We start from the raw sequence: 21951 nt of genomic DNA, 5'->3' as shown, positions 1-21951 counted from the left end.
CGAGCGAAAGCGGACAGACACGCGCAAGCGCATTGTTACAATAGCGAGTTATGGATTCTTCCCTGATACAGACGATTGCGGTGTACGCACTGCCGGTGATCTTCGCGATCACACTGCACGAGGCTGCGCACGGCTACGTCGCGCGCTGGCTCGGCGACAACACCGCGTACGTGCTCGGCCGCGTGTCGCTCAACCCGATGCGGCATATCGATCCGCTCGGCACGATCGCCATTCCGTTGCTGCTGTACTTCGCGACGAGCGGCGCGTTCATGTTCGGCTATGCGAAGCCGGTGCCGGTCGCGTTCGGCAATCTGCGCAATCCGCGCTGGGGCAGCCTTTGGGTCGCGGCGGCCGGGCCGGTATGCAATTTTTTCCAGGCGCTGCTCTGGGGCGTGTTCGGCATCGTGCTCGCGGTGCTCAATGTCAACGAACCGTTTTTTACACGTATGGCGGGCGCGGGCGTCGGCGTCAATCTGGTGCTCGGCGTACTGAACCTGTTTCCGCTGCCGCCGCTCGATGGCGGCCGCGTCGTGATGGCGCTGTTGCCGCCGAAGCAATCGTTCGCGTTGTCGCGGCTCGAGCCGTACGGCTTTTTCATCGTGATGGCGCTCGTGATGACGGGTACCCTCACGCGTTTCTGGCTGAGGCCACTCGTTACGCTCGGCTATAGCGCGATTACCGCAATTCTGACTCCTCTTGTCTCGCTTTTCTAAATAACCATGTTCCCAGACCGTATCTTCTCCGGCATGCGGCCCACCGGGTCGCTGCACCTCGGCCACTATCACGGCGTGCTGAAAAACTGGGTGCGGCTGCAGTCCGAGTACCCGTGCTTCTTCTGCGTGGTCGACTGGCACGCACTGACGACGCACTATGAAACGCCCGAAGTGATCGAAAAGAACGTGTGGGACGTGCTGATCGACTGGCTCGCTTCCGGCATCGATCCGGCGCAGGCGACGCTGTTCATCCAGAGCAGGGTGCCCGAGCATGCCGAGCTCGCGCTGCTGCTCGGCATGAGCACACCGCTCGGCTGGCTCGAGCGCGTGCCGACCTACAAGGAGCAGATGGAAAAGCTGAAGGACAAGGATTTGTCCACCTACGGCTTCCTCGGCTACCCGGTGCTGATGGCGGCGGACATTCTGCTGTATCGCGGCTCGCTCGTGCCGGTCGGTGAAGACCAGGTGCCGCACGTCGAGATGACGCGCGAAATCGCACGTCGTTTCAACTACCTGTACGGCCGCGAGCCGGGCTTCGAGGAGAAGGCGAACGAAGCCGCGAAGAAGCTCGGCGGCAAACGCTCGAAGCTGTATCACGAGCTGCGCAACGCGTATCAGCAGGAAGGTGACGACGAAGCGCTCGAACGCGCGCGGGCGATGCTGCAGGAATCGCAAAGCCTGTCGATGAGCGATCGCGAGCGCCTGTTCGGCTATCTCGAAGGTTCGCGCAAGATCATCCTGGTAGAGCCGCAGGCGATGCTGACCGAGGCGTCGCGCATGCCGGGTCTCGACGGCCAGAAGATGTCGAAGTCGTACGGCAACACGATCGGCCTGCGCGAAGACGCGGAAACGATCACGAAAAAGGTCCGCACGATGCCGACCGACCCCGCGCGCGTGCGCCGCACCGATCCGGGCGATCCGGACAAGTGCCCGGTGTGGCAGCTGCATCAGGTCTATACCGACGAAGCAACCCACGAGTGGGTGCAGAAGGGCTGCCGCTCGGCGGGCATCGGTTGCCTCGATTGCAAGCAGCCGGTCGTCGAAGGGATTCTGCGCGAGCAGCAGCCGATGCTCGAGCGTGCGCAGAAGTACATGGACGACCCGTCGCTGTTGCGCGCGATCGTCGCCGATGGCTGCGACAAGGCACGCCGCTTCGCGACCGAAACGATGCGCGACGTTCGTGAGGCGATGGGGCTTTCGTACAACTGATGCGCACTCGTGGCGCCGCACCGCAGCGATGAGCACGCCCGTTACTCCTGGCTTGCATGGCCTCGGTGAACCGTCGCGCTGGGTGCGTCACTGGGCGCACCTGATCGCGCCGGGCGGCGCGGTGCTCGACGTGGCCTCGGGGGCCGGGCGGCACGCGCGCTTTTTTGCGTCGCTCGGCCATCCGGTCACCGCGATCGATCGGGACGCGGCTGCCCTCGGCCTGCTGGGCGACGCGCCGCTCGTCACCCCTGTCGCGGCCGACCTCGAAGGCGCGCCGTGGCCATTACCGGGCGAGGCGGTGTTCGCCGCCGTCGTGGTCACCAATTACCTGCACCGGCCGCTTTTTCCGCAGTTGCTGCGCGCGCTCGCGCCCGGCGGCGTACTGGTTTACGAGACCTTTGCGCAAGGAAACGAAAGCGTCGGCAAACCCTCCAATCCGGCGTTTTTGCTCGCGCCTGGCGAGCTGCTCGACATCGTGCGGGGCCATCTGCGGGTGATCGCATTTCAGGACGGGTTTCTCGCCGAGCCGCGTCCGGCCTACGTTCAGCGCATCTGCGCGGTTCGGGAAGCGGCCCGTGCGGATGATCCCGCACGGGCAACACCGCCACCTTGTTACGAGTTGGCTGGCTAATCCGCTACAATCGCGGTTTACCTGATCATATTCATGGCGTTTCATGACTAACGGCAACCACAGCGGTCACCAGGACGGCGTTCAGATCCGCGGCAGCATTCCTGCCATCATCACTCCGATGCTCGAAGACGGCAGCCTCGATCTGCCGGCGTTTCGCAAACTGATCGACTGGCACATCGAGGAAGGCACGAATGCGCTCGTCGTGGTCGGCACGAGCGGCGAGTCGGCCACGCTGTCGGTCGAAGAGCACGTGCTGATGGTCAAGACCGCGGTCGACCACACCGCTGGACGGATTCCTGTCATCGCGGGCGCGGGTGCCAACTCCACCGCGGAGGCGATCGAACTCACGCAGCACGCGAAAGACGTCGGCGCGGACGCCACGCTGCAGGTCGTGCCGTATTACAACAAGCCGACTCAGGAAGGCATCTACCGCCATTTCGCGAAGATCGCCGAATCCGTCGATCTGCCGGTGATCCTGTACAACGTGCCGGGCCGCACTGTCGCCGACATGAGCAACGAGACCATCCTGCGCTGCGCGCAGGTGCCGGGGATCGTCGGCGTGAAGGAAGCCACGGGCAACATCGACCGCGCGGCGCATCTGATCAAGTCGGCGCCGGCAAACTTCAGCATCTATAGCGGCGACGATCCCACTGCGATCGCGCTTATGCTGCTCGGCGGTCACGGCAATATTTCGGTCACCGCGAACGTCGCGCCGCGCGCAATGAGCGAGCTGTGCAAGGCCGCGCTCGCCGCGGACGCGAAAACCGCGCGCGAGATTCATCTGAAACTCCTGTCGCTGCACAAATACCTGTTTGCCGAAGCGAATCCGATTCCGGCGAAGTGGGCGCTGCAGCAACTGGGGCGTGTGCAGGGCGGCATCCGCCTGCCGCTCACGCCGCTCGACGCGCAATACCACGAAGTGGTGCGCGGCGCGCTGCGCGAAGCGGGCCTGCTCGGCTGAACGGCCCGCCCGTCCAGCCGCCCACGCCAGACCGCCACCGGCATTTCATTAACCGACGTCGCTTCAGCCCACGTTCCCGGCAGACCGAACGAGGCATCGCGTTCCAGCATCACGAAGGACCTCATGAAACGTTCCGCACTTTCCCTCCACGCAACCCGCATGGCGGCGCTGGCGCTTGCCCTGTCGACGCTCGCCGGCTGTGACACGCTGAACGACTGGTTCGCTTCCGACCGCGTCAACTACAAGGCGACCTCGAGCGCGCCGCCGCTCGCCGTGCCGAGCGACCTGAGCACGTCGCCGAACGACCAGCGCTATGTGGCGCCGCCCGCCAATCTGGCGCTCGGTGGCACGCCGACGCGCGCTGTCACGGCCGCCGGCAACGCGACCGAAGGTCAGCCGACCGCGCAGGATCCGCTCGGCATGCATATCGAGCGCGACGGCGACCGTCGCTGGCTGGTGGTAGACGGCCGTTCCCCGGAACAGCTGTGGCCGCAACTGCAGGAGTTCTGGCAGGAGAACGGCTTCGTGCTGAAGACCGACGCGCCGGCCACCGGCATCATGACGACCGACTGGGCGGAGAACCGCGCGAACATTCCTGACGACTGGTTCCGCCGCACGATCGGCAAGGTCATCGACTTCGCCTATTCGTCGGGCACCCGCGACAGTTTCCGCACGCTGGTCTCGCGCGGTTCGGACAGTGCGACCGATATCTCGATCACGCACAGTGCGATGGAAGAGGTTATGACCGGGCAGGACAAGACGTCTTCGCGCTGGGAAGAGCGTCCGCGTGACCCGGCGCTCGAGGCGCTGTTCCTCGCCAAGCTGATGCAGAAGTTCGGCCTGACCGAAGCACAGTCGAAGCAGCTGCTGACCGACGCGCGCCCGGCCAGCGCGCCGACCACCATCGAGCAGAACGCGGGCGCGTCGACGCTCGATCTGCAGGAGTCGTTCGACCGCGCCTGGTTGCGTGTGGGCCTCGCGCTCGATCGCACCAACTTCACAGTCGACAACCGCGATCGCGAGAAGGGCATCTACTACGTGCGCTACGCGGATTCGATGCAGGAGCTGAAGAAGGAAGGCCTGTTCGGCAAACTGTTCTACAGCGGCAATTCGACGCGCAAGCCGGGCCAGGAATTCCTCGTCAACGTGCGCGCGAAGGGCGACGCGGTGACGCAGGTTGCGGTCGTCAACGCGAACGGCCAGATCGATACGTCGTCGGACGCGCAGCGCATCGTGTCGCTGCTGCACGCGCAACTGAACTAGGCGGGTCGTGCGCTTCGCAAGCCTCGGCAGCGGCAGTGAAGGCAACGCGCTGCTGGTGGAAGCGCACAGCGGCGCGAGCACCACGCGCGTGCTGCTCGATTGCGGGTTTTCCGCGCGTGAAGTCGAGCGGCGTCTCGCGCGGCTCGGCGCGAGCGCCGAGCATCTGGATGCGATCCTGATTACGCATGAACATAGCGACCACATCGGCAGCGCGTTGACGCTGGCGCGCAAATGGTCGATTCCGCTCTACATGAGCTGGGGCACCGCGCGCGCGGTGGGCGCCGACGATGCCGATGTCGACCTGCAGGTGCTATGGGGCGACGAGGCGGTAGCGATCGGCGAGCTCAGCGTTCTCCCTTATACCGTTCCGCACGACGCCCGCGAACCGTTGCAATATGTGTTCTCGAATGGCGCGAGCCGGCTCGGCGTGCTCACCGACGTGGGCACCTCCACGCCACATATCAGCGCGGTGCTGAGTGGTTGCGACGCGCTCGTGCTCGAATGCAATCACGACGTGCAAATGCTCGCGGGCAGTCGTTATCCGCCGTCGCTGAAGGCGCGTATCGGCGGCAATCACGGGCATCTGAACAATGACGCGGCGGCTGAAATACTGGCGTCGCTCGACCACTCGCGCTTGCGGCATCTGGTCGCCGCGCATCTGAGCCAGCAGAACAATCTGCCGGAACTCGCGCAGGCGGCGCTGGCGGGCGTGCTTGGCGCGGCCCTCACCGAGGTGGTGGTTGCGTCGCAGAGTGAAGGTTTCGCGTGGTTGACTCTGTGACTGTGGCGCGGGGTTGGCCTCCGGTCACGCCGGGCATCATGCGTCAGGTGCTCAGGTAATGAAAAAAAGCCCATAACGATCAATCGTTATGGGCTTTTGCTTTGGGCGTCGAGCGCGGCGTAGGTCACGCCGCGCGACTGGCCAAGCTTAATTGCGGTTGCCGCCGAAAATGCCGAGCAGCGCGAGCAGGTTGACGAACACGTTATACAGATCCAGGTAGATCGCGAGCGTCGCGGTGATGTAATTCGTCTCGCCGCCGTTCACGACGCGCTGCACGTCGAACATGATGTAGGCGGAAAAAATCACGATTGCCATGACCGAAACCGTCAGCATCAGTGCCGGCAGTTGCAGAAACACGTTCGCGACCGAAGCCAGCAAGATCACGATCACGCCCATAAACAGCCACTTGCCGAGGCCCGAGAAGTCTCGTTTGCTGACCGTGGCGATGGTTGCCATGGCCGCGAAGATCACACCAGTGCCACCAAACGCGAGCATGATCAGCGACGGGCCGTTCGAGAAGCCGAGAACGAACGCGAGAATGCGCGACAGCATCAGCCCCATGAAGAACGTGAAGCCGAGCAGTACGAAGACGCCGATGGCGCTGTCCTTGGTGCGCTGGATCGCGAACATGAAGCCGAAGGCGATCGCGAAGAACGCCAACATGCTCATGGCGGGGCTCGTGGCGGCGAACAGCGAGAAGCCGGTGGCAAGACCGACCCAGGCGCCGAGCACGGTTGGAATCATGGACAGCGCCAGCAGCCAGTAGGTGTTCCGTAGCACGCGGTTGCGTGTTTCGACCGTGCTGACCGCGCCGTTGCGGCCAAACATATACGGATGTTCGTTCATGGTCTCTCCTTACCTCGGAAGCATGTTTCGTGATGGTGATACGGAAGTTTGCGAAGCGCCGGCGGGCGCACCGTTCATCCGTAAGATTAGCGCGGCGGCACGGAGTTTCAATACCTTTCAGTCGCCCTCCATGGCCTACGCTACCAGTATTTTGCGCCCCTTGCCTTGATCCTTTCAATTCTGTAAGGGTTCAATGGCAATGATACACGGGAACATGCTACAATAGCGGATTCATTTGAATCTGTAACCTCTTAATTTTTTGGAGTTTTTATGGCGATCGAGCGCACCCTGTCGATTATCAAGCCGGACGCAGTGGCCAAGAACGTGATCGGCCAGATCTACACCCGTTTCGAAAACGCTGGCCTGAAGATCGTGGCATCGCGCATGGTTCACCTGTCGCGTGCTGACGCCGAGAAGTTCTACGCTGTCCACGCAGCACGGCCGTTCTTCAAAGACCTCGTTGAATTCATGATCTCGGGTCCGGTGGTCGTGCAAGCGCTGGAAGGCGAGAACGCGATCCTGAAGCACCGTGACCTGATGGGTGCGACGGACCCGAAGAAGGCAGAAAAGGGCACGATCCGTGCCGACTTCGCCGACAGCATCGACGCCAACGCGGTGCACGGTTCGGACGGGCCGGAAACGGCTGCGGCTGAAATCGCGTTCTTCTTCCCCCAAGTCAACGTCTACTCGCGTTGAGCGCCTCGCGCTGAGGTCGAGCACTGACCTCAGTCGCGTATCGCAAGCCTCTTTCTCGTGGCGCGTTTCGTGCGGTCGAACTGTTTTATCGCATGAATCGCGCGCGGTGCACGGCAAAAGTAGTAAGGTAAAAGCAGCAGGAATGGGCGCGAACGGCATGGCGTTCATGCAGCTTGTTGCATGAATGTAGTCTCGCACTGAAATGGCAGGATTCGATATGACGAGCAGTCCCTCCGTCAACCTTCTCGACCTCGACGCCCAAGGGCTCGTCGCGTATTGCGACAGCCTGGGCGAGAAACCGTTTCGCGCCAAGCAATTGCAGCGCTGGATTCACCAATACAACGCTGCCGACTTCGACGGCATGACCGATCTCGCGAAGTCCTTGCGCGAAAAGCTCAAAGGGCGCGCCACGATCACAATGCCGGGCGTCGTCAGCGACCATATTTCGTCGGACGGCACACGCAAGTGGCTGATCGACGTCGGTAACGGCAACGCCGTTGAAACCGTGTACATCCCCGAAGAAACGCGCGGCACGCTGTGTGTGTCGTCGCAGGCCGGGTGTGCGGTCAACTGCCGATTCTGCTCGACCGGCAAGCAGGGGTTCTCCCGCAATCTCACCACCGGCGAAATCATCGGCCAGTTGCGTATGGCCGAGTTTGCGCTGCGCGCGTCGCGTGGCGATGCCGGCGGCCGCGCGATCGGCGGCGACGGCAAGGGCGAGCGCGTCGTCACGAATGTCGTGATGATGGGGATGGGCGAGCCGCTGCTCAATTACGACGCGGTCGTGCCCGCCATGCGTCTGATGCTCGACGACAATGCGTACGGCCTGTCGCGCCGGCGCGTCACGTTGTCCACTTCGGGCGTCGTACCGATGATGGACCGGCTCGGCGCGGACGTACCCGTGGCCCTCGCGGTGTCGCTGCATGCGTCGAACGACGCGCTGCGTGACGTGCTGGTGCCGCTCAACAAAAAGTATCCGCTGCGCGAGCTGATGGCGGCGTGCGAGCGCTACCTCAAAGTGGCGCCGCGCGATTTCATTACGTTCGAATATTGCATGCTCGATGGCGTGAACGACAGCGAGGCGCATGCGCGCGAGCTGCTCGCCGTCACGCGCGACGTGCCGTGCAAGTTCAATCTGATTCCGTTCAATCCGTTCCCCGAATCGGGCCTCATTCGCTCGAAGCCGGAACAGATCAAGCGGTTTGCGCAGGTGTTGATCGACGCTGGCGTCGTCACGACTGTGCGCAAGACCCGCGGTGACGATATCGATGCTGCCTGCGGTCAGCTGGCCGGCGCGGTGAAAGACCGCACGCGTCTTGCTGAGCGCACCGGGAAGGCGGCAAAGGTCATCGAGGTTCGCGCCGTGTAGTCGTCGGGCAGCAGGGCGTCGGCGTTCGGGGCATTGTGCCGCGAGCGCAAAAATGCTCCGATGCCACCGGCGGTTGAAAAGAAAGTTTGCAGAATCGATCGGGAGCGGCACACAAAGCCGCACATTTTGTTATAAACGGTCTGCGATTTGGACGTGAGGCTCGAGCCCGTCCGGTCGCACGATTAAAAGAATCGACGCGAAAGGATTTGGGATGAGTGAGCCGCAGCACCCGCAGCCGCACGAGACAGACACGAACGATGGCCATCCGGCACCCGTTGCAAGGGCTGTGGTCCAGCCTGTCGTGCAGCCGGCCCTCGATTCGTTGGCAGCGGTTGGCGCGCGCTTGACCCAGTTGCGCGAGTCGAAAGGCTGGGCGATCGAGGACGTATCGGCGCGACTGAAGGTGTCGGTCGTCAAGCTGAGCGCGCTCGAGGCGGGCGACATCAGCCATCTGCCGGACACGACGTTCGCACTCGGTGTCGTGCGCAGCTACGCGAAAATGCTGGGCGCTGATCCGGCGCCTTTTACGGCGGCGCTGCGTCGCGAGAGAGGGGTGCCGGCGCCGAATCTGTCGATGCCCGCGTCATCGGGCAAGGATCTGCCGCGCGGCAAGGTTTCGTTGTCGCTCGGTGACAGCGGGCACAAGAGCCGTTCGTGGCTGTGGGGCGTTGCAGCGATCGTCGTCGCGGTCATCGCGCTCGGCATGTGGCGCACCAACGGCGGCGATTCGTCCGCGTGGCTCGCGCGCCTGAAGGCCAGCGCGAATAGTTCGACGAGCAGCGACACGGCGGCGTCGGGCGCGGTCGCGCAAGGCCCGGCGACGGCGGAAGGCGCATCGACGTCAGACGCGGCGGTCACGGCGGACAACGCGGCGAGCGTGGATAATGCGGCGTCTGCGTCGGCAACGCCGATGCCCGCGCCGCTTGCCACCGGCATCGCGCCAGGCTCGGCCCCGGCAGCGAATACAGCGGCAATGCCGGCGCCCACGGCAGCGGCACCAAAGGCCGGCTCGCAGGCTCAGGCACAGGCTGTCATGGAGAGCGCGAATGCGCCGGTGGCCGTGGCGAGCGCGTCGGCACCCGCGGTTACGCCAGCGCCCGGCGAGTCGGTCGTCGCGCTGCGCGTGACGCAGGACAGCTGGTTCAGCGTGCGTGACAAGAACGGCAAGGAACTGTTCTCCGGCCTCGTGCATGCTGGCGATCCGAAGGAAGTGACGGGCGCCGGTCCGTTCAAGGTGACGGTCGGCAACAAGGCGGGTCTCGAGTCGGTGACTCTCGACGGCCAGCCGGTCGATCCGTCGAAATATGCGGCAGCCAAGGGCAATGTGGCGCGCTTTGCGCTGCCTTGACAGACACGGTACGCGCCGCGGCCAATCGGTCCGCGGCGCTTTTTCAATTGAGGCGCTGCGTTTTTGCATAGCGCATGCGGCGTAAATGGGTTTTTCGATGCAAACCGAAGCTCAATCCCAATCCTGTAGCAAGATCGTTTCAGACGAGCCGGTGTTCGGCGGCCCCGCGATGCGGCGCAAATCGCATGCGGTCAACGTCCGCTGGGGCGGCCAGCTCGTGACCATCGGCGGCGATGCGCCGGTGCGCGTGCAGTCGATGACCAATACCGACACCGCCGACGCGATCGGCACCGCGATCCAGATCAAGGAACTGGCGCAAGCCGGTTCCGAACTGGTGCGTATCACCGTGAATACACCGGAAGCGGCAGCGGCTGTGCCGGCGGTCCGTGAGCAGCTCGACCGCATGGGCGTGATGGTGCCGCTCGTCGGCGACTTCCATTACAACGGCCATCTTCTGCTGCGCGACTATCCGGGCTGTGCGGAATCGCTGTCGAAGTACCGGATCAATCCGGGCAACGTCGGGCACGGCGCGAAGCGCGACACGCAGTTCGCGCAGATGATCGAGGCGGCGGTCAAATACGACAAACCGGTGCGCATCGGCGTGAACTGGGGCAGCCTCGACCAGGACCTGCTCGCCAAAATGATGGACGAGAACGGCTCGCGCGCTACGCCGTGGGAAGCGCAAAGCGTGATGTACGAAGCGCTGATCCAGTCGGCGATCGGCTCGGCGGAACGTGCGGTCGAACTCGGTCTCGGGCGCGACCAGATCATTCTGTCGTGCAAGGTCAGCGGCGTTCAGGATCTGATCGCCGTGTACCGCGAACTCGCGCGCCGTTGCGATTTCGCGCTGCACCTGGGCCTGACCGAAGCAGGCATGGGCTCGAAGGGCATCGTCGCGTCGACTGCGGCGCTGTCGGTCCTGTTGCAGCAGGGCATCGGCGACACGATCCGTATTTCGCTGACGCCGGAACCCGGCGCGTCGCGCACCGGCGAAGTGATCGTCGGTCAGGAAATCCTGCAGACCATGGGCTTGCGCTCGTTCACGCCGATGGTGATCGCGTGCCCGGGCTGCGGCCGCACCACGAGCACGCTGTTCCAGGAACTCGCGTCGCAGATTCAGACCTATCTGCGTCAGCAGATGCCGGTGTGGCGTGACCAGTATCCCGGCGTCGAGCAGATGCACGTCGCGGTGATGGGCTGCATCGTCAACGGCCCGGGCGAGTCGAAGCAGGCGAATATCGGCATCAGCCTGCCGGGCTCAGGCGAGAACCCGGCCGCGCCGGTGTTCATCGACGGTGAGAAGGTGAAGACGCTGCGCGGCGAGAACATCGCGCAAGAATTCCAGCAAATCGTGAGCGACTACGTCGAGCGCCGCTATGGCCGCGCCGAAGCGCTCAACTAAATATCGGCAATCGAAACACAGATGACTGAACAGAAGAAAAAGCTCGAGAAGCTTTCCGGCGTGAAGGGCATGAACGACATCCTTCCGCAGGAAGCCGGGCTCTGGGAATTTTTCGAAACCACCGTCAAGTCGATGCTGCGTTCGTACGGATACCAGAATATCCGCACGCCGATCGTCGAGCACACGCAGTTGTTCACACGCGGTATCGGCGAAGTGACCGACATCGTCGAAAAAGAGATGTACAGCTTCACCGATGCATTGAACGGCGAAAACCTGACGATGCGCCCGGAAAACACGGCGGCGGTAGTGCGCGCGTCGATCGAGCACAACATGCTGTACGACGGCCCGAAGCGCCTGTGGTACATCGGTCCGATGTTCCGTCACGAGCGTCCGCAGCGCGGCCGTTATCGGCAGTTCCACCAGGTCGGTGTCGAGGCGCTCGGCTTCGCGGGTCCGGATGCGGACGCGGAAATCATCATAATGTGCCAGCGTCTGTGGGACGACCTCGGCCTGACCGGCATCAAGCTCGAAATCAACTCGTTGGGTCTCGCTGAAGAGCGCGCCGCGCATCGCGTCGAGCTGATCGCGTACCTCGAAAAGCACATGGACGTGCTCGACGAAGACGCGAAGCGCCGGCTATACACGAACCCGCTGCGGGTGCTCGATACGAAGAATCCCGCACTGCAGGAAGTCGCGCAGAACGCGCCCAAGCTGATCGACTTTCTCGGCGAAGAATCGCGCGCGCACTTCGAAGGTCTGCAGCGTCTCCTGAAGGCCAACAATCTTCCGTTTACGATCAATCCGCGTCTCGTGCGCGGTCTTGATTACTACAATCTGACCGTGTTCGAGTGGGTGACCGACAAGCTCGGCGCGCAAGGCACGGTCGCGGCGGGCGGCCGTTATGATCCCCTGATCGAGCAGCTCGGTGGCAAGCCCACCGCCGCGTGCGGCTGGGCGATGGGCATCGAGCGGATTCTCGAGTTGCTGAAGGAAGAGCAGCTCGTGCCGGAAGACGAAGGTTGCGACGTGTACGTGGTCCATCAGGGCGACGCCGCGCGCGAGCAGGCTTTCATCATCGCCGAGCGTCTGCGCGATACCGGTCTCGACGTGATCCTGCATTGCAGCGCGGACGGTCAGTCGGCAAGCTTCAAGTCGCAGATGAAGCGCGCCGACGCGAGCGGCGCAGCGTTTGCGGTCGTGCTCGGCGAGGACGAGATCGCCAATGGCACGGTCGGCGTGAAACCGCTGCGCGATACCCAGGCCCACGGCGGTAAGAACGAGCAACAGAACGTGCCTGCCGAAGACTTGACCGAATATCTAATCAATGCGATGGTTGCATCCGCCGAAGACGGCGACGACTGATCGCGATGTCGTCGAACCGGTTGGCTCGACACGCACACGTAGCAAGAATGAGGAAATCGCCGGGCAATGAGTTACCACGACGAACAAGAATCGATTGAAAGTCTGAAGGCATGGTGGAATCAGTGGGGCAATGCGACCACGTGGATCGTTCTGGTGGTGTTGTTGGCAGGCGCGAGCTGGAATGGCTGGAATTTCTGGCAGCGTCGTCAGGCCGCGGAAGCCGCGGTGCTGTATGACCAGGTTCAACAAGCCACGGCAACCGGCGACAAGGCGCGGATTGCACGCGTCGCCGCCGACATGGAAGACAAGTTCGGCCGCACCGCCTACGCTCAGATGACCGCGCTCGGCGTTGCCAAGGCGCTCTACGCCGCCGGCGACGAAGCCGGCGCGAAGGCGCAACTGCAGTGGGCGATCGATCACGCAAAAGACGACGAGTTCAAGCAGGTCGCGAAGCTGCGCATGGCATCGCTGCTGCTCGACGACAAGGCCTACGACCAGGGCCTCGCGCTTCTGGCCGAGCCGCAATCCGATGCCTTCAAGGGCGTCGTGGCGGACCGCCGCGGCGACCTGCTCGCCGCCCAGGGCAAGCGCGACGACGCGCGCGCAGCCTACAAGCTCGCGCTCGACTCGCTGTCGAAGAGCGACAGTTCGGCGCGCCAACTGATCCAGTTCAAGCTGGATGCGCTTGGCGGCTGAGCGTCCCGCGCCGCGAGCCACGACCGCAAGACGGTCTCCCTTAATCCATTTCCTGAATGCTTCGTCCACCGATGAATCTGCTGAAACGTTACGCCGTGCCCGTTATCTGTGCGATGACCGTTCTCACGCTGGCGGCTTGCTCATCCACGAAAGACGAGCGCCGTGTGCCGACGCCGCTCACCGAGTTCAAACCCGTGCTCGACGTGCAGCAGTCCTGGTCGGCAAGCGTTGGCAAGGCGGGCCGCTATATGTTCTCGCCGGTTGCAGTCGGCAATGCCGTGTACGCTGCGGGCACGAACGGCACGGTCGCCAAGATCGACGCGCAAACCGGCAAGGACGTGTGGCGCGTCAAGCTGCATGACGATCTGTCGGCGGGCGTCGGCAGCGATGGCACACTCACCGCGGTCGGCGGCCTGAAGGGCGACGTGTACGTGCTCGGCGCGGACGGCAAGGAGCTGTGGACAGCGAAGGCGCCGGGCGAAATCATTTCGCCGCCGCTCGTCGGCAACGGTCTCGTGGTCGTGCGCACGATCGACGGTCAGATCGTCGCGTTCAACGCGCAAACCGGCGAGCAGAAGTGGAACTTCCGCAACCGCGCGGTGCCGTTGAACCTGCGCGTGTCGTCGGGCATGACGTTCGCAGGCGATGCCGCGGTGCTGGCCGGCTTCCCGGGCGGTTCGTTCGCCGCTATCAATCTGCAGACAGGCGACGCCTACTGGCAGACGCCGGTGTCTTATCCGAAGGGCGTGACCGAGGTTGAGCGTATCAACGACGTGACCGGCCCGCCCACGCTGGTGGGTTCGGAGACGTGCGCGGTGACGTTCCAGGGCCAGATTGGCTGTTTCGACGCGAACTCGGGCCGCGCGCTGTGGGGCAAGCCGTTCTCGAGCACGAGTGGCCTCGCGCAGGATGAGCGCAGCGTGGTCGCCGCCGACGACTGGTCGGTCGTGTCCGCGTTCGACGTGAACAACGGTTCGGTGCTGTGGAAGAACGAGGCACTGAAGAACCGCGAACTGAGCGTGCCGATGCTGCTCGGCCGCGCGGCCGTGTTCGGCGACTACCAAGGCTTCGTGCATTTCCTATCGACCGCCGACGGCACGCTCGTCGCGCGGGTCAAGACCGACGGCAGCGCGATCACCGCGGCGCCGGTGCTGGCCGGCGACACGCTGGTCGTACAGACGCGCGATGGCGGCCTGTTCGGCTATCGTCCGCGCTGATCGCTGTAGTGATGTCAGGCGCGCAGGCCGGCTTTGCCGGCCGCGCGCTTTTTAGTTGAAGTCTGCGTGGGCTTTGGCGCACGGCTCCTGCGTCGGGTTGCCACTCCGTCCGTCGCGTGATCGGGCAGGCTCAATAGAAGAAATCGCCGGACGGGTTGGTCCGGCAAGCCGGATCGAAGCTGCACCCGCCGGCATCGAAGGCGGCGCGTGCGCTTGGTTGGCGGCTTTGCGAACCCCAGCGCGCTCGCACGCGAGCGTCAGTCGTCGAGCCGCCCGGTCTGAAGCAGGCGACCCCCGATGGCGTCTGTGCAGCCCACTCCCGTCCGCCTGGGTGCGCGTAACGATCGCGCATCCGGAGCAGGCTGAATTCGTGATAATTTCGTCAAAACGCCGCCGCGTGGCGGCTGCCTGGCGTCGCTACGCGCGCGATCGATTGCGATCCCGCGTTTCACCGTGAACAACATCAGATGAAACCCGTTATTGCCCTCGTTGGGCGCCCCAATGTGGGGAAATCCACGCTGTTCAACCGCCTCACGCGTTCGCGTGACGCGCTGGTTGCCGACCTGCCCGGTCTGACGCGCGATCGCCACTACGGCGAAGGACGCACCGGCGAGCGGCCTTATCTGGTCGTCGATACCGGTGGCTTCGAGCCGGTCGCCAAAGACGGCATCCTGCATGAGATGGCGCGCCAGACCCGCCAGGCGGTCGAGGAGTCGGACGTCGTCGTGTTCATCGTCGATGGCCGCAACGGTCTCGCGCCGCAGGACAAGTCGATCGCCGACTATCTGCGCAAGGTCGGCCGGCCAATCTTCCTCGTCGTCAACAAGGCCGAGGGCATGAAGTACACCAACGTCGCGGCCGACTTCTACGAACTCGGCCTCGGCGACCCGCGCGCGATCTCGGCCGCGCACGGCGACGGCGTCACCGACATGATCAACGAGGCGCTCGAAGTCGCGTATGCCGGTCAGCCGGAAGAGAGCGAGGAAGACAAGGAAGCGCGCGGCGTGAAGATCGCGATCGTCGGCCGGCCGAACGTCGGCAAGTCGACGCTGATCAATGCGCTGGTCGGCGAAGAACGCGTGATCGCGTTCGACATGCCTGGCACTACGCGCGACTCGATCTACGTCGATTTCGAACGTAACGGCAAGCCGTATACGCTGATCGACACGGCCGGCCTGCGCCGTCGCGGCAAGGTGTTCGAGGCGATCGAAAAGTTCTCGGTCGTGAAGACGTTGCAGTCGATCTCCGATGCGAACGTCGTGATCCTGCTGCTCGACGCGCGTCAGGACATCTCGGATCAGGATGCGCACATCGCCGGCTTCGTCGTCGAGCAGGGCCGCGCACTGGTGGTTGGCGTGAACAAATGGGACGGTCTGGATCCGCATGTGCGCGAGCGCACCAAAGCCGACCTCGAACGCAAACTAAAATTCCTCGACTTCGCCAAATTCCATTTCATTTCCGCCGCGGAAAAAACCGGAATTGGGCCGCTGATGCGTTCGGTCGACGACGCGTACACGGCCGCGATGTCGAAGCTGCCGACGCCGAAGCTGACACGCGCGCTGATCGAGGCGGTCGAGTTCCAGCAACCGCGCCGCCGCGGTCCGGTGCGGCCGAAGCTGCGTTATGCACACCAGGGCGGGCAGAATCCGCCGATTATCGTGATTCACGGCAATGCGCTCGACGCGATCACCGACACGTATAAGCGGTACCTCGAAAATCGCTTCCGGGAAACTTTCAAGCTGACGGGGACTCCATTGCGAATAGAGTTCAGATCGTCGACCAACCCCTACGCGGACAAAGGCTGAAGCACGCTGAAGCGGGTCTTAAGCCAGGGCTGAAACCCGCATGTACGTTGGGTTTGGCCGGGGATCCCGGGCCCGCGCGTCGAAATGAAAATCAGCTATAGTGTAGCGGTTGGTGGCGGATCTCTTTTTCTTCGCCGTCAATTCAGTCAACCTGCAAAAAAATACGGAGTTTGCTATGAGCAACAAAGGGCAATTGTTACAAGACCCGTTTTTGAACGCACTGCGTAAAGAGCATGTGCCGGTGTCGATCTACCTGGTCAACGGCATCAAGCTTCAAGGGAACATCGAATCGTTCGACCAGTACGTCGTGTTGCTCCGGAATACGGTCACCCAGATGGTCTATAAGCACGCCATTTCGACGGTCGTGCCGGCCCGTCCGGTGAATTTCCACCCGGATTCCGAACAGTCCTAACCCTCGCCGCGGCCGGCACAGCGTCGCCCGTTGGCGATCACTCCCGGCCGCGTCATTTTGATACCCTCCAATTTGATCAATGCAGCGCTCGTTGGCATCGACTTCGGCAAGATCGATTTCGAAGCCAGTCTCGAAGAACTCAGCCTGCTCGCGCAAAGCGCGGGCGCGAATCCCGTAGTCACTCTCACCGGACGCCGTTCCAGTCCCGACGCGAAGATGTTCGTCGGCAGCGGCAAGGCCGAAGAATTGCGCCTTGCCTGTGAAGCGAACGACATCGAACTCGTGATCTTCAACCATGCGCTGGCGCCTGCGCAGCAGCGCAATCTGGAGCGGGCGCTTAATCGGCGCGTGGTCGATCGCACCAGTTTGATCCTCGACATTTTTGCGCAGCGCGCGCGCAGCCACGAAGGCAAGCTGCAGGTCGAGCTCGCGCAGTTGCAATATCTGTCGACCCGGCTGATTCGCGCGTGGACCCACCTCGAACGTCAGAAGGGCGGGATCGGTTTGCGTGGTCCGGGTGAAACGCAGCTCGAAACCGACCGCCGGCTGATCGGCGAGCGCATCAAGGCGCTGAAGATCCGCCTCGACAAGCTGCGCCGCCAGCACGGCACGCAGCGCCGCGCGCGTAGTCGCAACCAGACGATGTCGGTGTCGCTCGTCGGCTATACGAACGCGGGGAAATCGACGCTTTTCAACGCGCTGACCAAGGCGCAGGCGTATGCCGCCGACCAGCTGTTCGCGACGCTCGATACCACCTCGCGGCGCGTGTATCTGGGTGACGAAGCGGGGCAGGTAGTGGTGTCCGATACCGTCGGTTTCATCCGCGAACTGCCGCATCAGCTCGTCGCGGCGTTTCGCGCGACGCTCGAGGAAACCATTCACGCGGACCTGCTGCTGCATGTCGTCGATGCATCGAGCGCGGTGCGGCTCGATCAGATCGATCAGGTCAACGAGGTGTTGCACGCGATCGGCGCGGACACGATCCGCCAGGTTCTCGTGTTCAACAAAATAGATGCGGTGCCAGAGCTGGCAGCCCGTGGGGACGCGGTCGAGCGGGACGAGTATGGTAATATTTCGCGCGTCTTTTTGAGCGCGCGCACCGGGCAGGGGCTGGATGCGTTGCGCGCTGCCATCGCTGAAATCGCTACAGCCGAACCGCTTGCCGACATGCCGCTCGATGCGTCGCAAGACGGCCGCTCGGCGCAACTGCGCGAAGACCACAAGATTCCAGAACTCGGGCACTGACCCGTTCCAATTGCACTGACCCGCTGTCTACTCTGGTGAACGAACACAGGTGAACGATTACAACGAGCGGAGTATCTGGCTGCGTATGCGCGCCTTGCTTTCACTGAACGATCCGCGTTGGGGCCGGGGCGACGGCAACGGCGACCGGCAACGGCCGAACGATCCGAAGCGACCGGGGCGCGACGGTGAAGGTCCGCCCGATCTCGACGAAATGTGGCGCGATTTCAATCACCGTCTGTCCCGGATTTTCGGACGCAAGGGCGGCGGCGGCGGCGGTGGCCGTCCGGACAACGGCCGCGGCGCGCGCATCGGCGTCGGCATCGTGATCGGCGTGCTGATCGCAATCTATCTCGGCAGCGGCGTGTTCGTCGTGCAGGATGGCCAGGCGGCGGTCGTGCTGCAGTTCGGCAAGTATCGCTATACAGCGGCGCAGGGCGTGCACTGGCGTCTGCCGTATCCGTTCGAGTCCCACGAGTTCGTCAACGTCGGCCAGATCCGCCAGGTCGAGATAGGCCGTAGCAATGTGGTGCGTCTCGCGAACGTAAAGGACGCATCGATGCTCACGCACGACGGCGACATCGTCGACGTGCGCTTCGCCGTGCAGTACCAGGTCCGCAAGCCCAACGACTTCCTGTTTCGCAGCGTCGATCCCGATCAGAGCGTGATGCATGCCGCGCAGGCGGCGGTGCGCGGCATCGTCGGCGCGCACAGCACCAGCGATATTCTCGATCAGGATCACGAAACACTGCGCCAGCAGCTGATCGCGTCGATCCAGCAATCGCTCGACCAGTATCAGTCCGGGCTGGGGGTCACGGGTGTGACGATTCAGAGCGTGCAGGTGCCCGAGCAGGTGCAACCCGCGTTCGCCGACGCCGCGAAGGTGCACGACGAAAACGAACGCTTGAAACGCGATGCGCAGGCTTATGCCGCCGATCTCGTGCCGCGCGCGCAGGCCGACGTCGATCGTCAGGTGCAGGAAGCCAAGACTTACAGCCAGACCGTGATCGCGCAGGCGCAGGCCGAGGCGGAGCGCTTCAAGCAGGTCTACGCGCAATACGCGAAGGCGCCGGCGCTCGTGCGCTTCCGCCTGTACATGGAAACCATGCAGCAGATTTACGCGAACGCGACCAAGGTGTTCGTCGACGCGAAGAACGGCAACAACGTGCTGTATCTACCGCTCGACAGGCTCGTCGAGCAGAACCGCGAACGTCAGGCCGCGGCGGCGGGCGCCGCCGCTTCGGGTCCTGCTGTCGCGGGCGCGCCGCAAGCGGCGAGTGCGGCTGCGCCGTCAGCCGCGTCGGCCGCTGAGACCGGTGCCGCGGCGGGCTCCGCCGCCGAGGGCGCATCTGGCCCCGCCGCTTCCGCGCCTGCGCCGGCGAGCCGGCCGAGTGCCGCGTCGCTGCGTTCGCGCGAAGCGTTCCGCAATCGCATGCGCGAAGAAGACGTTCAATAAGGAGCGCACGAGAATATGAACCGAATCATTGCGCTCGTCGTCGCCGTAGTCATCGTGCTGTTCGCGGCATCGTCGATGGTGTTCGTCGTCGATCAACGGCATATGGCCGTGCTGTCCGCGCGCGGCGACGCCATGCCCAAGCTGCTCGGCCCGGGGTTGCACGTGAAGCTGCCGCCGCCGTTGCAAACGGTGACGTTCGTCGACAATCGCATCCAGTCGCTCGACGCACCCGACGAAGATCATTACGTCACGTCCGATAAAACCGATCTGCTGGTCAACCCGGTCGTCAAGTTTCGTGTGACCGATCCGCTGAAGCTGATCGCCGAAACGAAGGGTGATCCGCAAAGCCTGGCGGACCGGCTCGCGCTGCTGTCGCGCGGCGCGCTCGGCGACGCGTTCGGCAAGTTCACGCTGTCCGACGCGCTCGCCAAACAGCAGGCGGTCGCCGAAGAGGCGCGCGGTGCGATGGACAAGAGCGCGGCATCGCTCGGCGTGTCGGTCGTGGATGTGCAGCTCACGCGTGTCGATTTCCCGGCGGCGGTGGCCGACTCGGTGTTCAAGCGCATGATCGCCGCGCGCCAGCAGATCGCGGCGGACGAGCGCGCGAAGGGCGCCGCCGAAGCGAATCAGATCCGCGCGGACGCGCTCGCGAAGCAACAGGCGGTGCTCGCCGACGGCCTCGCGCAGGCGCAGGGCATTCGTGGCGAAGGCGATGCGAAGGCCGCGGAGATCGCCGCCGAAGCGTTCGGCAAGGATCCGCAGTTCTACCAGTTCTATCAAAGCATGCAGGCGTATCGGAAGACCTTCAAACCGGGCGATCTGATCGTGGTCGACTCCAGCAGCGAGTTCTTCCGCTTCATGCGTAGCCCGACCGGCGGCGTCGCGCCGGACGCTTCCGCGCCTGCTGCGCACAAACGCTGATTACCGAAGGCCGCGGCATCCGCATCGCGGCCGCTTCACTCGCATGGACATAGCTGGTTCGTTACTGCTCGCGATCGCGCTGATGCTGATTATCGAGGGGATGTTTCCGTTCGTTTTTCCGAGCGCCTGGCGCGACACGTTCCGTAAAATAGCGGAACGACCGCCGCATCAGATTCGTGTCGGTGGGCTCATCGTGATGTTGCTCGGGCTGGTTCTACTGTTCATCGCGACCTGAAGCCGGCTTGCTTGTCTGACGAACGCCGCGCGTTGCGGCGTGTTTCACCGCCCGAGCGAAGCGCCGATTGTCCGGTCCAGCCGCCGCAGGTCGGACGCGAGCCGCAAACCGCCGCCCGAGCGTCGGTGTCAGCCGCCAGAATCAAGCCGCTACACGCCATTCACTCTCATCATCGGCGCTTCAAGACGCCGTGTTCAACGCCGTAGGACTGTATCGATGTCGACCTGGTTGCTTCCTGAGAATATCGCCGACGTGCTGCCGTCGGAGGCCCGCAAGATCGAAGAATTGCGGCGTCATTTGCTGGACCGTTTCCGCTCGTACGGCTACGAGATGGTGATGCCGCCGCTGCTCGAATACCTTGAGTCGCTGCTGACCGGCGGTGGGCACGATCTGAATCTGCGCACATTCAAGCTCGTTGATCAGTTGTCGGGCCGCACGCTCGGTCTGCGCGCCGATATCACGCCGCAGGTCGCGCGCATCGACGCGCATCTGCTGAACCGCCAGGGCGTGACGCGTCTTTGCTACGCGGGCAACGTCGCGCATACGCGGCCGCGCGGCCTGCATGCGACGCGTGAGCAGATCCAGATCGGCGCGGAAATCTACGGCCACGCGGGCCTCGAAGCGGACCTCGAAATCCAGCAGCTGATGCTCGACGCACTGCGTCTCGCCGGACTCGCGAAGGTGCGTCTGGACCTGTGTCACGCGGGCGTGCTGGCGGCGCTGATCGAAGCCGAGCCGGCCGCAGAGGAACTCGGCCAGGCGCTCTACGACGCCCTGGCCGGCAAGGACGTGCCGCGCCTCGTCGAGATGACCGCGCAATTCTCGCCGGTGATTCGCGATGCGCTGCGCGCGCTGCCCACTTTGTACGGCGACGCATCGGTGCTCGAAGAGGCCCGCGCGCGTCTGCCGAATTCGCCGGCGATTGCCCGCGCGCTCGACGACCTCGCGTTCCTCGCGAGCCAGGTCGACGGCGCCGAAGTGATGATCGACCTCGCCGATCTGCGCGGCTACGCGTACCACAGTGGCGTGATGTTCTCCGCTTACGTGGACGGTGTGCCTAACGCGGTGGCGCGCGGCGGCCGTTACGACCACGTCGGCCAGGCCTATGGCCGCGCCCGCGCGGCAACGGGTTTTTCGCTGGATCTGCGTGAAGTCGCGCGGATCTCGCCGATCGAAGCGCGCAGCAGCGCGATCCTCGCGCCGTGGCGGCACGACGAAGCGTTGCGCGTGGCGGTCGCGGCATTGCGCGACGCCGGTGAAGTGGTGATCCAGGCGCTGCCTGGCCACAAGCACGATCTCGATGAATTCGCGTTCGACCGCGTGCTGGTCGAGCGCAATGGCGCATGGGTGGTCGAACCGCGCGCTTGAGCCGCGCATTCCGATCGA

General features: G+C 63.9%; 21 protein-coding genes. 20 read left to right on the top strand and 1 reads right to left on the bottom strand.

Annotated elements, in window-relative coordinates:
• Positions 1-50 precede the first annotated feature (50 nt).
• The 6 genes from BC1002_RS09290 (at position 51) to BC1002_RS09265 (ending at position 5558) form a co-directional block, all read left to right on the top strand.
• Complete coding sequence (locus BC1002_RS09290) at positions 51-713, top strand: site-2 protease family protein (RefSeq protein WP_013089791.1); 663 nt, start codon at positions 51-53, stop codon at positions 711-713.
• Between the two features lie 6 nt (positions 714-719).
• On the top strand, positions 720-1922 hold the full coding sequence (locus BC1002_RS09285) for a tryptophan--tRNA ligase (protein WP_013089790.1): 1203 nt from the start codon (positions 720-722) through the stop codon (positions 1920-1922).
• Positions 1923-1950: 28 nt separating this feature from the next.
• Positions 1951-2553, top strand: a complete 603-nt coding sequence (locus tag BC1002_RS09280) for a class I SAM-dependent methyltransferase (RefSeq protein WP_013089789.1) — start codon at positions 1951-1953, stop codon at positions 2551-2553.
• A gap of 43 nt (positions 2554-2596) precedes the next feature.
• Complete coding sequence (gene dapA, locus BC1002_RS09275; RefSeq protein WP_013089788.1) at positions 2597-3514, top strand: 4-hydroxy-tetrahydrodipicolinate synthase; 918 nt, start codon at positions 2597-2599, stop codon at positions 3512-3514.
• A 123-nt stretch (positions 3515-3637) separates the two neighbouring features.
• Complete coding sequence (bamC, locus tag BC1002_RS09270) at positions 3638-4777, top strand: outer membrane protein assembly factor BamC (protein ID WP_013089787.1); 1140 nt, start codon at positions 3638-3640, stop codon at positions 4775-4777.
• A 7-nt stretch (positions 4778-4784) separates the two neighbouring features.
• Positions 4785-5558 carry an MBL fold metallo-hydrolase gene (locus tag BC1002_RS09265; protein ID WP_013089786.1) on the top strand — a complete coding sequence of 258 codons (774 nt, stop codon included), beginning with the start codon at positions 4785-4787 and terminating at the stop codon, positions 5556-5558.
• A gap of 147 nt (positions 5559-5705) precedes the next feature.
• Here the strand turns inward: BC1002_RS09265 and BC1002_RS09260 are convergent, their stop codons facing one another.
• Positions 5706-6404, bottom strand: coding sequence for a Bax inhibitor-1/YccA family protein (locus BC1002_RS09260; protein WP_013089785.1), 699 nt, complete (start codon positions 6402-6404; stop codon positions 5706-5708).
• 270 nt (positions 6405-6674) lie between these two features.
• Here BC1002_RS09260 and ndk point away from each other — a divergent pair, with 270 nt between their 5' ends.
• The 14 genes from ndk (at position 6675) to BC1002_RS09190 (ending at position 21933) form a co-directional block, all read left to right on the top strand.
• A complete protein-coding gene (gene ndk / locus BC1002_RS09255; protein WP_013089784.1) occupies positions 6675-7100 on the top strand; it encodes a nucleoside-diphosphate kinase in 426 nt (141 codons plus the stop codon).
• Between the two features lie 217 nt (positions 7101-7317).
• Positions 7318-8469: a dual-specificity RNA methyltransferase RlmN gene (gene rlmN / locus BC1002_RS09250; protein ID WP_013089783.1), complete on the top strand. Its 1152-nt coding sequence runs from the start codon at positions 7318-7320 to the stop codon at positions 8467-8469.
• Positions 8470-8680: 211 nt separating this feature from the next.
• A complete protein-coding gene (locus BC1002_RS09245) occupies positions 8681-9817 on the top strand; it encodes a helix-turn-helix domain-containing protein (protein ID WP_013089782.1) in 1137 nt (378 codons plus the stop codon).
• A gap of 85 nt (positions 9818-9902) precedes the next feature.
• Complete coding sequence (gene ispG, locus BC1002_RS09240) at positions 9903-11219, top strand: flavodoxin-dependent (E)-4-hydroxy-3-methylbut-2-enyl-diphosphate synthase (RefSeq protein ID WP_013089781.1); 1317 nt, start codon at positions 9903-9905, stop codon at positions 11217-11219.
• A 21-nt stretch (positions 11220-11240) separates the two neighbouring features.
• Positions 11241-12581, top strand: a complete 1341-nt coding sequence (hisS, locus tag BC1002_RS09235; RefSeq protein ID WP_013089780.1) for a histidine--tRNA ligase — start codon at positions 11241-11243, stop codon at positions 12579-12581.
• Positions 12582-12647: 66 nt separating this feature from the next.
• A complete protein-coding gene (locus BC1002_RS09230; protein WP_013089779.1) occupies positions 12648-13277 on the top strand; it encodes a YfgM family protein in 630 nt (209 codons plus the stop codon).
• A gap of 71 nt (positions 13278-13348) precedes the next feature.
• Positions 13349-14494: an outer membrane protein assembly factor BamB gene (gene bamB, locus BC1002_RS09225; protein ID WP_013089778.1), complete on the top strand. Its 1146-nt coding sequence runs from the start codon at positions 13349-13351 to the stop codon at positions 14492-14494.
• A gap of 467 nt (positions 14495-14961) precedes the next feature.
• Positions 14962-16299: a ribosome biogenesis GTPase Der gene (gene der / locus BC1002_RS09220; protein WP_013089777.1), complete on the top strand. Its 1338-nt coding sequence runs from the start codon at positions 14962-14964 to the stop codon at positions 16297-16299.
• Between the two features lie 175 nt (positions 16300-16474).
• Positions 16475-16711: an RNA chaperone Hfq gene (gene hfq / locus BC1002_RS09215; RefSeq protein ID WP_006051315.1), complete on the top strand. Its 237-nt coding sequence runs from the start codon at positions 16475-16477 to the stop codon at positions 16709-16711.
• A 57-nt stretch (positions 16712-16768) separates the two neighbouring features.
• On the top strand, positions 16769-17956 hold the full coding sequence (gene hflX / locus BC1002_RS09210; RefSeq protein WP_041734653.1) for a GTPase HflX: 1188 nt from the start codon (positions 16769-16771) through the stop codon (positions 17954-17956).
• A gap of 49 nt (positions 17957-18005) precedes the next feature.
• On the top strand, positions 18006-19409 hold the full coding sequence (gene hflK / locus BC1002_RS09205; RefSeq protein WP_013089775.1) for an FtsH protease activity modulator HflK: 1404 nt from the start codon (positions 18006-18008) through the stop codon (positions 19407-19409).
• Between the two features lie 15 nt (positions 19410-19424).
• A complete protein-coding gene (hflC, locus tag BC1002_RS09200) occupies positions 19425-20330 on the top strand; it encodes a protease modulator HflC (RefSeq protein WP_013089774.1) in 906 nt (301 codons plus the stop codon).
• Between the two features lie 43 nt (positions 20331-20373).
• On the top strand, positions 20374-20565 hold the full coding sequence (locus BC1002_RS09195) for a DUF2065 domain-containing protein (protein ID WP_013089773.1): 192 nt from the start codon (positions 20374-20376) through the stop codon (positions 20563-20565).
• Between the two features lie 216 nt (positions 20566-20781).
• The gene (locus BC1002_RS09190) at positions 20782-21933 is read left to right on the top strand and encodes an ATP phosphoribosyltransferase regulatory subunit (RefSeq protein WP_013089772.1); all 1152 of its coding nucleotides are present in this window, start codon (positions 20782-20784) and stop codon (positions 21931-21933) included.
• Positions 21934-21951 lie beyond the last annotated feature (18 nt).

Source organism: Paraburkholderia atlantica (assembly GCF_000092885.1).
In the GTDB taxonomy this organism is placed as follows: domain Bacteria; phylum Pseudomonadota; class Gammaproteobacteria; order Burkholderiales; family Burkholderiaceae; genus Paraburkholderia; species Paraburkholderia atlantica.
This window is presented reverse-complemented; position numbering and strand designations above follow the sequence as displayed.